Here is a 12,088-nt window from a genome sequence, read left to right as displayed (position 1 = left end):
GCAGAGGAAGAAAGAGGAAACACACAACACCCCCCCCCCCCCCCCAACCCCCCCCCCCCCCCCCCCCCCCCCCCCCCCCCCCCCCCCCCCCCCCCCCCCCCCACCTCCGCGTAAGGCCCGGGGGCCCGCTTACAGCCCCTGCCAATCAGGCTTCGCCGCATAGGTGGCCCGGAAGTACTCCCCGAGCTTCAGCTTGGAGGCCGCGGCCTCGTCGACGACGACAGTCGCATGCGGATGCAGCTGCAGAGCCGAAGCCGGAACCACCGCGGCGACAGGCCCCTCCACCGTCGCGGCCACCGCATCCGCCTTGCCCTCACCCGTGGCGAGCAGCACCAGGTGCCGGGCCTCGAGGATCGTCCCGATGCCCTGGGTGATCACGTGATGCGGCACCTGCTCGATGTCCCCGTCGAAGAAGCGCGCGTTGTCCACCCGCGTCTGCTCCGTCAGCGTCTTGATCCGCGTACGCGAGGCGAGCGAGGAGCAGGGTTCGTTGAATCCGATGTGCCCGTCCGTGCCGATGCCGAGCAGCTGGAGGTCCACGCCGCCGGCCGCCGCGAGCGCCTCGTCGTACGCCTCGCACGCCGCCTGCACGTCCTCGGCGCTGCCGTCGGGCCCCATGAAGGACTTCTCGCTGAGCCCAAGGGGCTCGACGACCTCGCGCAGCACCACGGAGCGGTAGGACTCGGGGTGCCCGGCGGGCAGCCCCACGTACTCGTCGAGCTGGCAGATCCGGGCCTGCGAGGCGTCCACGGCACCGGAGCCGACCTTGGCGGCAAGGGCTTCGTAGATGGGCAGGGGAGTGGATCCGGTGGCGACACCGAGCAGGGCGTCAGGCTTACGGCGCACCAAGGCGGCCATGGCCTCCGCGATGAGCTCGCCGCCTGCCTTGGCGTCCGGGACGATGACAACTTCCACGCTGGGCCTGCCGATCTGGAGAGGGGACTCACGGGTCTGGAGAGAGGACCCACGGGCAATGTGGTATAGACCAATCTAGCAGAGCTGGCCCATCTGAGCCCCAGGTTCCCGGGCTCAAGTTCCCCCGTTCCATGCTCGACTCTCCAGCCCGCCCCCGCCCGTCGAGCACCCCCTGCCCGTCGAGCACTCCCGGGGTCCGTCCCCGCCCGTCGAGTGCCGCATCCCAGTGCCCAGCGTCCAGAGCTCAGCGCCCAGTGCCCTAAGCCAGCGAGCCTCCCGTCACGTCCATCCACTGGCCGGTCACCCAGCGCCCGTCGTCCGACGCGAGGAAGGCCACGGCGTCGGCTATGTCCGCAGGGGTGCCGACCCGGCCGAGCGCCGACATGGCCGCCGCGCCCGCCCAGGCCTCCTTGTTCTCGTCGCCGCGCAGCCACTCGGCGTTGACGTCCGTGTCCACGATGCCCGGCGCCACCGAGTTGACCGTGATGCCGCGGGGCCCGAGGACCTTGGACAGATTCCGCGTGAAGACGTCCAGGGCGCCCTTGGTCATGGCGTACGTCAGGATCTCCGGGAGGACCGCCGCCTGCGAGACGCCGGACGAGATGTTGATGATCCGCCCGCCGTCGCGCAGCCGCCGCTCACCGAGCTGGGCGATGAAGAACGGCGCCTTGGCGTTGACCGCGAACAGCCGGTCGAACTCCGCCTCGTCCGCGTCGGCGAACGGCCGCGACGTGCCGATCCCCGCATTGTTCACCAGGATGTCCACACCGTCCGCGTGCGCGTCGAACGCCTCCCACAGCGCTGCCGCGTCTCCTGGCACCCCGAGCTCGGTCCCGATCGCGAAGGCGGAGCCCCCGGCCGCCACGATCGCCGTGACCGTCTCCTTCGCCGCCGCCGCATTGCTGCCGTAATGCACGGCGACCCGCGCGCCGTCCCGCCCGAGCCGCTCGGCGATGCCCCGCCCGATGCCGCGGCTGCCGCCCGTGACCAGTGCCGTCTTCCCTGCAAGCGCGCCCATGGAAGCCGCCCCCTATTTCTCTAGTGGTCGTTACAGAAAAAACCGTAGCGCACTCCGCGACGTTTTTCTAGCGCTCGCTATACAATTCCCTCCATGGCGACGAAACAACGTGGACGCCCCCGCTCCTTCGACCGCGAGACCGCGCTGGAGCAGGCGCTGCGGACCTTCTGGGAGCAGGGGTACGAGGCGACATCGGTCACGGATCTCACCCGGGCCATGGGTATCGGCGCCCCCAGCATGTATGCGGCCTTCGGTGACAAGCAGTCACTGTTCGAGGAGGTCGTGCTGCTCTACGGGCAGACGCACGGCTCCTTCGGCGAGCGCGCGTTCGAGGAGGAGCCGACCGTCCGCGGCGGAGTGGCGCGCATGCTGCACGAGGCCGCGGACAAGTACACGGAAGACGGGCACCCGCACGGCTGCCTCGTCATCTGCGCCGCGACGAACTGCGCGACACCGGAGATCGACGCCGCCCTGCGCGATCGTCGCAACGCCAACATCAGCTCCATCGAGTCCCGCATCAGGGCCGCCGTCGCCACGGGCGAGCTCCCCCCTCGGGCCGACGCCCCCGCCCTGGCCCGCTACACCGGAGCCGTGCTCCAGGGCATGTCCCAGCAGTCCCGCGACGGCGCGACCCGACGCGAGCTCGAAACGGTCGCCGAGATGGCCATGCGGGTCTGGCCGGATGCGTGAGTCCGCCGGGGCGGCGTGCGTGAGTCCGCTCGGGCGGCATGAATAAGTCCGCCGCGCGACGTATAGCTCTGCCGGGCGACAAGTGAGAGAAAGAGACAACAACAAACATCTGCCGACGCGTAGACACAGGTGAATGGTCTAGTCCACAATGCGTTGGTAAAGCATCCGCCCTTCCCGCACAGGAGGGCGGACCGAGGAACCGGCACTCTCTGCCCTGACCGTGTCGGATCCTCCGATCGACCGCCTGGTACCGCACATTCCGGTGGTCGGTGTTCCTGAAGGGCTGCGGTGCCGTGGGTGGGTTGAGGGTCCCGCCCTGGCGCCGCGGCTCGTCGGGAATCTCCCGGAGCGGGCCTGCCGGACCTGCCAGGTACGCTCGCACACGTGCCCTCCATGAACGATCTCGTACGCCAGCACACCGCTCTCGGTGACTCCGATCTCGAGTGGCTGCACCTGCTGGTCTCGGAGTGGCAGTTGCTCTCCGACCTCTCCTTCGCCGACCTCGTGCTGTGGGTACCGACCCGCGACGGCACCCGCTATGTCTCCGTGGCGCAGATGCGGCCCAACACCGGCCCCACCTCCTACCAGGACGACATGGTCGGCCACCTCGTCCCGCGCGGCCGCCGCCCGCTGCTCGACGCCGCCCTGGACGAGGGCCGCATCGTGCGCGAGGGCGACCCCGAGTGGCGTGAAGAGGTCCCGGTGCGGGTCGAGTCCATTCCCGTACGCAGGGAAGGGCGCGTCCTGGGTGTCATCGCCCGCAACACGAACCTGCTCACCGTGCGCACCCCCTCACGCCTGGAGCTGACCTACCTTCAGTCGGCATCGGACCTCGCCCAGATGATCGCCGCGGGATCCTTTCCGTTCCCCGGCCAGCAGGTCGACATGGACGCGTCTCCTCGGGTGGGCGACGGTCTGCTCCGGCTCGACGCGGACGGCATCGTCCAGTACGCGTCGCCGAACGCGCTCTCCGCGTACCACCGCCTCGGCCTCGCCGCCGACCTGGTCGGCCACCACCTCGGCACGGCGACCGCCGAACTCGCCCCGTCCCGCGGTCCGGTGGACGAGGCGCTCGCCAAGGTCGCCAGCGGCTGGGCGCCCCGCGAGTTCGAGATCGAGGGCGGCGACGGCGTGATCCAGCTGCGCGCGATCCCGCTCAAGCCCAAGGGCCCGCGCATCGGTTCGCTCGTACTCCTGCGCGACGTCACTGAACTGCGCCGACGCGAGCGGGAATTGATCACCAAGGACGCGACCATCCGGGAGATCCACCACCGGGTGAAGAACAACCTCCAGACGGTTGCCGCCCTTCTTCGCCTGCAGGCACGCCGCATCGACTCCGCCACCGGCCGCGAGGCACTGGAAGAGGCCGTACGCCGCGTGGGCTCCATCGCCATCGTGCACGAGACGCTGTCCCAGAACCTGGACGAGCGCGTGGAGTTCGACGAGATCGCCGACCGTGTTCTCGCGATGGTGGCGGAGATCTCGCCCGGCAAGGTCACCGGCCGGCGCACCGGACGCTTCGGCATCCTGGACGCCGAGGTCGCGACCCCGCTGTCGATGGTCCTCACGGAGGTTCTGCAGAACGCCCTGGAACACGGCTTCCAGGAGGGCGACACCGGCACGGTCGAGGTCTCCGCCGTACGCGGCGCCACCACCAGCAAGGACGGCCGCCTCCTGATCACGGTCCAGGACGACGGCGTCGGCCTGCCCGAGGGCTTCGACCCGCACCGCTCGGGCAACCTCGGCCTGCAGATCGTCCGCACCCTGGTCGAGGGCGAGATGGGCGGCACGTTCGACATGGTGCGGGCACCGGAGCGTGGCACGCAGGTCGTCCTCGACATCCCGGTGCGCGGCGACAAGTAGCGCCGGGATACGGCCGATCGCATACGTACACAACACAACGCCGATCGCATACGTACACACACAACAAAGCAGTGAGCCCCGGACCGAAATGGTCCGGGGCTCACTCCTCACGTTGCGTTGCGCATCGGGGGTCCTGCGCGGCTGCGGCTCGGGGGCGGGAGATGCGTACTCGCTGTACGCGCCGCCGGGCTAAGGCTCGTAGGGGGCGTGAGCGTCAGGCACTTGCCTGGCGTGCACGGTTGCGAGCGGCGCGGCGCTTCATTGCGCGGCGCTCGTCCTCGCTGAGGCCACCCCAGACGCCGGAGTCCTGGCCGGACTCGAGCGCCCACTGCAGGCACTGCTCCATGACGGGGCAGCGGCGGCAGACGGCCTTGGCTTCCTCGATCTGCAGCAGCGCAGGACCGGTGTTGCCGATGGGGAAGAAGAGCTCGGGGTCTTCCTCGCGGCAAACGGCGTTGTGACGCCAGTCCATGGCTGCTACCTCTCCTTGGTATTACATGCAAGTTGCTTGTGAATGTGAACGCTTTCACGAATCCCTCGACGACGGAAGGGACTTTCGTCACATACGCGACGATGTCCTATGTGTTGAGGAGGGGGTTCTGGCTTTCTGTGGGGCCGATGTTGCGGGCCGTCCCGATCGCCATGTAGAGATTCGCAAACCTCGGCGGCGGATACAACCCCTTCCGGGAAGTTTTTTTTGATTCCTCAGTGTCGACTGGGTCACAGCCGTACTTCCATGGGGTGGATCCTGGCCTAAACGTTCGAGTGAAAGGACTTTGGCCCCTTCCACTCACACAATCACACGCAGTGCACGGCGTACGCCTGTGAACGTCACGCTCGTGCGCAGCCCCAGGTGGTCGCCGTCCATCTGGAGGGGCAGCGGCACCTTCGAATGCAAGGTGAAGTCAGTGAGGTCATGGAGCGTAACCGCGTGCTTGCCGTGGGGTCCGCGATCAGGCGTCGACGTCAGGAGCTGGGTCCCGTACCGGGCCACCGCGGTGGTGGAGAGCTTGCTCAGACCGAGCACGTCCAGACCCGAGTCGAAGGAGGCCTGCGGGGACGCGTACATCGGGCGATTGCCCAGGTAGGTGTAGGGAGAGGTGTTGCAGACTATGGAGAGCACGAGGTCGGTCACCGGGTCCTCGCCGGCCCGTTCCAGCGTGATCATTCCGTGCCTGCGGTGCGGCTCGTCGATGAACTGACGGAGCACCTGGCGCAAATACAGCGCATGGGTGGACCGCTTCCCGCGTTCCCTCTGTTGTTCGACCCGGCCCACCACTCCCGCGTCGAATCCGAATCCGGCGGCGAAGGTGAACCAGCGCGAGGGGACGGCTTCGTCCTCCGTGCCGGGAGTGCCCGACACCTGGCCCAGGCTCACTGTCCGTTCGCTTCCCTCACGCAGGGCGTCGAGCAGAGCGCCCGTCGCCTCCACAGCGTCGTTGGGCAGACCGAGGGCCCGGGCGAAGACATTGGTGGAGCCGCCGGGGACGACGGCGAGGCGGGGCAGGCGGTCCGGGGCGGGTCCCCCGTGCAGCAGGCCGTTGACGACCTCGTTGACCGTGCCGTCCCCACCGAGGGCGACGACCAGCTCGATGTCCTTGCTCTCCGCGGCCTGTCTTCCGAGGTCCCGGGCATGGCCGCGGTACTCCGTGGTGACCGCCTCGAGTTTCATCTCGCTCGCCAGCGCGTGGATCAGTACGTCACGCGTGCGCGCGCTGGTGGTGGTTGCCGCTGGGTTGACCACAAGAAGTGCACGCATGCGAAGCAGAGTACCTAGCGGTCTTTACCCGGCCTAGACCGAGGGGGCGGACCGGGGCCCGGAGCACGGACACGCACAGCTACCCTGCAAGGGTGAGCACTGAGCGGAACCCCACCCCACAAGCCCCGGAATCCGGCCCGCGTCCCGGACGTCTGACGGCCGCCGCGGCGCTCGCCGCGCTGGAGGGCGTCGCACTCATCGCTGCGGGTGTCTACATGCTCGTGATGGGCCTCGCGGGTGACCCCGACAACCCGGAACAGGCCACGACGGGCGGCGTCACGCTGATCGTCCTCGCGCTCCTGCCCCTGCTCGCCGCCCGCGGTCTCCTGCTCCGCCGCGGCTGGAGCCGGGGGCCCGCCATCATCACGCAGATCATGGCGCTTCCGGTGGCCTGGCAGCTGCTGCAGGCCGACAGCATGGCCATCCCGGCCGGCATCGTGCTCGCCGCGGTCGCGGTGGCCGCGCTCGTCCTGCTGGTCAACCCCGCCACGACCGAGGCCCTTGGCATCCGGGGGCCGGGGAACGCACAGGACGACGTGAAGTAGCCGTCCCGCACGAGACATCCCGAAGGAGCAGGCCCGGAGGGGTGGCCTGCTCCTTCGTCACTCCTCGACGAGGAGCTTCTCGCGCAGCTGCGCGAGTGTGCGGGCGAGGAGCCGGGAGACGTGCATCTGGGAGATGCCGACCTCCTGGGCGATCTGCGACTGCGTCATGTTGCCGAAGAACCGCAGCAGCAGAATGCGCTTCTCGCGCGGTGGAAGGTCTTCCAGGAGCGGTTTGAGGGATTCCCTGTACTCGACGCCCTCCAGGGCCTCGTCCTCCGAGCCCAGGGTGTCCGCGACCGCCGGCGACTCATCGTCCGTGTCCGGGACGTCGAGCGAGAGCGTGGAGTACGCGTTGGCCGACTCCAGGCCCTCCAGGACCTCCTCCTCGGAGATGGCCAGCTTCTGGGCGAGCTCGTGCACCGTGGGGGAGCGGCCGTGCAGCTGGGACAGCTCGGCGGTCGCCGTGGTCAGGGCGAGCCGCAGCTCCTGGAGGCGCCGCGGCACCCTGACCGCCCAGCCCTTGTCGCGGAAGTGCCGCTTGATCTCGCCGACGACCGTGGGTGTCGCGTACGTGGAGAACTCCACGCCGCGCTCCGGGTCGAAGCGGTCCACGGACTTGATCAGGCCGATGGTGGCGACCTGCGTCAGATCGTCGAGGGGCTCGCCGCGGTTGCGGAAGCGGCGGGCCAGGTGCTCGACGAGCGGCAGGTGCATGCGGACCAGCTTGTTGCGCAGCTCCGCGTACTGGGGGCTGCCGCTCTCCAGCTCGCGCAGCTCGATGAACATCGCGCGTGCACCACTGCGGTCCTGCGGATTATGCCGGGTGTGCTGCTGCTCACCGTGATCGCTCATGTATCCCGCCCGTTGCCCGCCGCCCCGGAAGGAGGGCTTTGCGCGCTCCTTCTCGGCGGTCGGCTCTGCCTGCTCCGACGCGTCAGCCACAGTCGGCGGACCCGGCTGCTCCGGATCCTCCGGGTGTGGCCTGGCCTGCTGCTCGGGGATGCCCGTGAGCGGCGACTCCGCCGGAGCCGCGCGCCCCCTCGTCGGCTCTATCGGCGTATCTCCCCGCTCGCCGGGCAGATCTCGTGTGCCGCGCTCTTCGTTCCGCACCGGCCCCTCCCCGTCCCTCACGCCGGCCCGGGTCCCGCGCCGCGCTTCTTGTAGAGGCTGATCGAGACGGTCTTGTCCTCGGCCACGGTGGAGTCGACCTGACCCGCCAGAGCGGACAGCACGGTCCAGGCGAACGTGTCCCGCTCCGGGGCCCTGCCGTCGGTGGTCGGAGCCGAGACGGTCACCTCCAGGGAGTCGTCGACGAGTCGGAAGACGCAGCTGAGTACCGAACCGGGCACGGCCTGCTGGAGCAGGATCGCGCAGGCCTCGTCGACCGCGATGCGGAGGTCCTCGATCTCGTCGAGAGTGAAGTCCAAACGCGCCGCGAGACCGGCCGTGGCCGTACGCAGCACCGACAGGTAGGCACCCGCAGCCGGAAGGCGGACCTCGACGAAGTCCTGATTCCCGGGCTCGCCTGCGATCTGGGACACCCTCACCTCCAAGGTGGTACAAGCACTTTCGGGGCTCCAGGTCCGCCGTCGACCGGCGGTCCGGACTGCGTCACACGGGTAACGCACCACGTAGTTCAGCGGTGACGCTATCGCGCTCCCCAGTTCCGTGTCCCGGGGACCCCGCTCCGTTGCTGTCACTCATAGTAAGCCTAAGGGTACGGAGAGTGGCTAGGGGTCGCGCGGTCCCAATTGGAGAGTACGGGCGTCGGGTTGACGTACCCAGGCCTCAGACGATCGAACCGTCCACGAAGCACCAACGCCAGCTCTCGCCCGGTTCGAAGGTCCTCATCACCGCGTGTCCGGTGGCCTCGAAGTGGGCCGTCGCGTGCCGGAAGGGCGAGGAGTCGCAGCAGCCCACGTGCCCGCAGTCCAGGCAGAGCCGCAGTTGCACCGGGTGACTGCCGACCGCGAGGCACTCCGGGCAGGTCTCGCTCAGCGGGGCGGGCTCAGGGTGCGGCAGCGTCGCCACATGTGGGCACTCGTTCATGATTGCCAGGTTACGACGGGAACGCGCATCGCGGAGGGCCTGACCCATGGACGTATTGCCCCTGGTGGCACTGATCGCGGCGAGTGCGGCGGTGGCCGGAGCCGCGCGCTGGACACCTGTGCCCGCGCCGCTGCTGCTCGTCGCGGTGGGACTGGTCGCCGCGTACGTGCCCGGGGTCCCGGACTACCACCTGGACCCGCACGTCGTGCTGCCGCTGATCCTGCCGCCCCTGCTGCACACCGCGGCCCTGGAGAGCTCGTACCTCGATCTGCGCGCCAACCTCAGGCCCGTGGCGCTGCTCTCGGTCGGGTACACGCTGTTCGCGACCGTCGCCGTCGGCTGGCTCGCGTATCTGCTGATCCCCGATCTGTCGCTGACCGCCGCGCTGGTCCTCGGTGCGGTGATCGCGCCGCCGGACGCGGTCGCGGCCACGGCCGTCGCGCGGAAGGTGGGGCTGCCCTCGCGGATCACCACGATCCTGCAGGGCGAGTCCCTGGTGAACGACGCGACCGCGATCACCGCCTACAAGGTCGCTCTGGCGGCGGCGGTCGGCGAGGGCGCGAGCTGGGCGGGCGGGATCTGGGAGTTCCTGGTGGCCTCGGTCGGCGGGGTGGGTGTCGGGCTGATCCTCATGGTGCCGATCCACTGGCTGCGCCGGCACATGAAGGAGGCGATGCTGCAGAACACCCTCTCCTTGCTGATCCCCTTCGTCGCGTACGCGGCGGCCGAGCAGGTCGGCGCCTCCGGAGTGCTCGCCGTGGTCGTGGTCGCGCTGTTCCTCGGACACCGCTCCTGGGAGGTCGACTTCGAGACGCGGCTCCAGGAGGCCGCCGTGTGGAAGGTGGTCGCGTTCATCCTGGAGTCGGCGGTCTTCGCGCTCATCGGCCTGCAACTGCCGCTCGTGCTCAAGGGGCTCGGCGAGTACAGCGGCATACAGGCCGCCTGGTACGCCCTGGGGGTCTTCTTCTTCGTCGTGCTCGCGCGCTTCGCGTGGTCGTATCCGGCCACCTATCTGCCGCGGATCCTGTCCAAGCGCATCAAGGAGCGGGAGCGCGACATGGACTGGCGGCGGCCGCTGATCGTCAGCTGGGCCGGGATGCGCGGTGTGGTGTCGCTGGCGATCGCCTTCTCGATCCCGCTCGTCATGGACGACGGGGAGCCGTTCCCCGCGCGCAACCTCGTCCTGTTCCTGACCTTCACCACCGTGATCGGCACACTGGTCGTGCAGGGACTCTCGTTGCCGTGGCTGATCCGGGTCCTGAAGCTGCCCGGTCGGGACACGCAGGCGGAGACGCTAGCGGAGGCGCAGGCGCAGAACGCCGCCTCGCAGGCCGCGGAGCGGCGGGTGGACGAACTCATGGAGGACGAGCGCAATCGCCTCCCACAGCCCCTCCAGGACCGCCTGCGGACCGTCCTGGAGCGACGGCGCAACTCCGTGTGGGAGAGGCTCGGTCAGTCCAACCCGGTGACGGGGGAGTCCGCGGACGGCACGTACCGAAGGCTCACCAGGGAGGCGATCGCCGCGGAGCGGGAGGTGTTCGTGAAGATGCGGGACGAGCGGCGCATCGACGACGAGATGATGCGGACCCTGCTGCGGAAGCTGGACCTGGAGGAGGCGGCGGCCTACCGGGAGGTCGAGGACTGAGACGGCTGAGCCGCAGGGGGCGCGGGATCCGTCGCGGTGATCACCGCCGTGACCTCGGTGCCGGGGGCGAACGTGCCCTCTTCGGAGAGGGCCGTCAGCGCGTAGAGGAGCTTGGCCACGTAGACGCGCTCCACGGGGAGGCCGTGCCGGTCCTCGAAGTCGTCTGCGAAGGCGGTGAGTTCGGGGGGTGTACGGGCGTAGCCGCCGAAGTGGAAGCGTTCGTCCAGGTGCCAGTTGGCGGTGGGGGCGCCGAGGGCCTGCTGTTGCAGTGCCCGTATCTCGGGGCCGAGGAAGCCGCCCTTGAGCACGGGTATGCCGAGCGCGCGCTGGCCGGGGGCGAGGCCCGCGGCCATTCCGGCGAGGGTGCCACCGGTGCCGCAGGCCACGGCCGCCGTGTGGGTGCGGCCGCGCAGCTCCTCGCCCAGGGCCGTGCAGCCCTGTACGGCCAGGGAGTTGCTGCCTCCTTCGGGGATGACGTAGGGGTTCCTGGCGCCTGTCGCACTCAGGAGGGCGGCCAGGACCTCCGGATCGGTCTTCCTGCGGTAGGTCGACCGGTCGATGAAGTGCAGGCGCATTCCGTCGGCCGCGCATTGCGCCAGTGACGGGTTCAGGGGGCGGTTCGCGAGTTCGTCGCCGCGGACCACGCCGATGGTGTCCATGCCGAGGAGGCGGCCCGCCGCGGCGGTCGCCCTGAGGTGGTTGGAGTAGGCGCCGCCGAAGGTCAGCAGGGCTTCGTGGCCCGCTGCGACGGCGGCGTCCAGGTTCAGGAAGAGCTTGCGGTACTTGTTGCCCGGCAGATCCGGGTGGATCAGGTCGTCCCGCTTGAGGGTGAGAGTGACGCCGTGCCGCGCGAACCGGTCGTCCCGGAGCTCTTCGAGCGGGGACGGGAGCCGCGGGCGCGGTCTGGTCGGCGGGGTGGTGCTCACCCCGCCATTCTGCCCGGCACCACGCCGGCCGGCACGGCCGCGGTGTGCCTACTTGAGGCGCTCCTCGATGCGCCCCCGCATGCTCTTCATGGTGAAGCCCTTGGGATCCACCTTGCCCGGCTGCCACTCCAGGTGGCCGATCACGGAGCGCTGGGTCCAGCCGTGGTGGCGGCAGATGGCGGCCGAGACCTTCTCGATCGCCTCCAGTTGCGCCGCGGGCCAGGGATCCTCGCCGTCGCCGAGGTTCTCGCACTCGAATCCGTAGAAGTGAGGGTTCCCGTCGGTGTTCGACTCGTTGTCGTGCGGGAGCGCCCTCTCGGCGATGACCGCGCGCAGGACGTCGTCGTCGCCCATGCCCGCGTGGTTGGCGCGGCCGTACCCGACGAGGTGGACGCGGCCGTCCTTGGTGATGACGCCGTGACAGAGCGGGCCGGGCAGTGAGGGGTGCCCGTCGCGACAGATCTCCACCGTCCGCTCGCTGCCGGATGTGACCGTGTGGTGGATCATGACGCCGTGCACGGGGCCCCACGGCCCCTTGTGGTTGCGGTTGTGGTGACGCCAGTCGCCGACTTCGACGACCGTCACACCTTCGTCCTTGAGAGCGTCGAGGAAGGTGCCCGCGGACATGGGTGGGGCCATGGCCGACTCCTTTGCGGAGCGCGACGGCCGCCGGTCGCG

13 protein-coding genes are annotated in these 12,088 nt (G+C 69.6%); 4 read left to right on the top strand and 9 right to left on the bottom strand.

Going from position 1 to position 12,088, the window contains the following annotated elements; translation table 11 throughout:
• Positions 1 to 129: 129 nt before the first annotated feature.
• Positions 130 to 915 (bottom strand): glucosamine-6-phosphate deaminase, encoded by a 786-nt coding sequence (gene nagB / locus ACZ5CR_RS12695; protein ID WP_468856615.1) that lies wholly within the window; start codon positions 913 to 915, stop codon positions 130 to 132.
• Positions 916 to 1,174: 259 nt separating this feature from the next.
• A complete protein-coding gene (locus ACZ5CR_RS12690; protein WP_468856612.1) occupies positions 1,175 to 1,933 on the bottom strand; it encodes an SDR family oxidoreductase in 759 nt (252 codons plus the stop codon).
• 93 nt (positions 1,934 to 2,026) lie between these two features.
• Here ACZ5CR_RS12690 and ACZ5CR_RS12685 point away from each other — a divergent pair, with 93 nt between their 5' ends.
• Complete coding sequence (locus ACZ5CR_RS12685) at positions 2,027 to 2,623, top strand: TetR/AcrR family transcriptional regulator (RefSeq protein ID WP_468856611.1); 597 nt, start codon at positions 2,027 to 2,029, stop codon at positions 2,621 to 2,623.
• A 393-nt stretch (positions 2,624 to 3,016) separates the two neighbouring features.
• Positions 3,017 to 4,486, top strand: coding sequence for a sensor histidine kinase (locus tag ACZ5CR_RS12680; RefSeq protein WP_468856910.1), 1,470 nt, complete (start codon positions 3,017 to 3,019; stop codon positions 4,484 to 4,486).
• Between the two features lie 214 nt (positions 4,487 to 4,700).
• Here ACZ5CR_RS12680 and ACZ5CR_RS12675 read toward each other — a convergent pair whose 3' ends face one another.
• Positions 4,701 to 4,958, bottom strand: a complete 258-nt coding sequence (locus ACZ5CR_RS12675; RefSeq protein WP_016639615.1) for a WhiB family transcriptional regulator — start codon at positions 4,956 to 4,958, stop codon at positions 4,701 to 4,703.
• Between the two features lie 318 nt (positions 4,959 to 5,276).
• Positions 5,277 to 6,245, bottom strand: a complete 969-nt coding sequence (locus ACZ5CR_RS12670; RefSeq protein ID WP_389903354.1) for a diacylglycerol/lipid kinase family protein — start codon at positions 6,243 to 6,245, stop codon at positions 5,277 to 5,279.
• 92 nt (positions 6,246 to 6,337) lie between these two features.
• On the opposite strand from ACZ5CR_RS12670, the gene ACZ5CR_RS12665 reads away from it, so the two are divergent.
• Entirely contained in the window at positions 6,338 to 6,790 is a 453-nt protein-coding gene (locus ACZ5CR_RS12665) for a hypothetical protein (RefSeq protein ID WP_468856609.1), read from the top strand.
• Between the two features lie 57 nt (positions 6,791 to 6,847).
• On the opposite strand, the gene ACZ5CR_RS12660 is transcribed toward ACZ5CR_RS12665, so the two are convergent.
• The 3 genes from ACZ5CR_RS12660 to ACZ5CR_RS12650 all read right to left on the bottom strand — a co-directional run bounded on the left by ACZ5CR_RS12660 (position 6,848) and on the right by ACZ5CR_RS12650 (position 8,839).
• Positions 6,848 to 7,921, bottom strand: a complete 1,074-nt coding sequence (locus ACZ5CR_RS12660; RefSeq protein ID WP_468856607.1) for an RNA polymerase sigma factor SigF — start codon at positions 7,919 to 7,921, stop codon at positions 6,848 to 6,850.
• The gene (locus ACZ5CR_RS12655; RefSeq protein WP_356256223.1) at positions 7,918 to 8,331 is read right to left on the bottom strand and encodes an ATP-binding protein; all 414 of its coding nucleotides are present in this window, start codon (positions 8,329 to 8,331) and stop codon (positions 7,918 to 7,920) included. The genes ACZ5CR_RS12660 and ACZ5CR_RS12655 overlap by 4 nt, the downstream gene beginning before the upstream one ends.
• A 247-nt stretch (positions 8,332 to 8,578) precedes the next feature.
• Positions 8,579 to 8,839 (bottom strand): UBP-type zinc finger domain-containing protein, encoded by a 261-nt coding sequence (locus ACZ5CR_RS12650; protein ID WP_389903347.1) that lies wholly within the window; start codon positions 8,837 to 8,839, stop codon positions 8,579 to 8,581.
• A 46-nt stretch (positions 8,840 to 8,885) separates the two neighbouring features.
• On the opposite strand from ACZ5CR_RS12650, the gene ACZ5CR_RS12645 reads away from it, so the two are divergent.
• Positions 8,886 to 10,484: a Na+/H+ antiporter gene (locus ACZ5CR_RS12645; protein ID WP_468856604.1), complete on the top strand. Its 1,599-nt coding sequence runs from the start codon at positions 8,886 to 8,888 to the stop codon at positions 10,482 to 10,484.
• On the opposite strand, the gene ACZ5CR_RS12640 is transcribed toward ACZ5CR_RS12645, so the two are convergent.
• Positions 10,463 to 11,410, bottom strand: a complete 948-nt coding sequence (locus tag ACZ5CR_RS12640) for a 1-aminocyclopropane-1-carboxylate deaminase/D-cysteine desulfhydrase (protein ID WP_468856602.1) — start codon at positions 11,408 to 11,410, stop codon at positions 10,463 to 10,465. The genes ACZ5CR_RS12645 and ACZ5CR_RS12640 overlap by 22 nt on opposite strands.
• Before the next feature lie 48 nt (positions 11,411 to 11,458).
• Complete coding sequence (locus ACZ5CR_RS12635) at positions 11,459 to 12,049, bottom strand: N-acetylmuramoyl-L-alanine amidase (protein WP_468856599.1); 591 nt, start codon at positions 12,047 to 12,049, stop codon at positions 11,459 to 11,461.
• Positions 12,050 to 12,088 lie beyond the last annotated feature (39 nt).

This window comes from Streptomyces sp. NPDC031274 (assembly GCF_055570235.1).
This window is presented reverse-complemented; position numbering and strand designations above follow the sequence as displayed.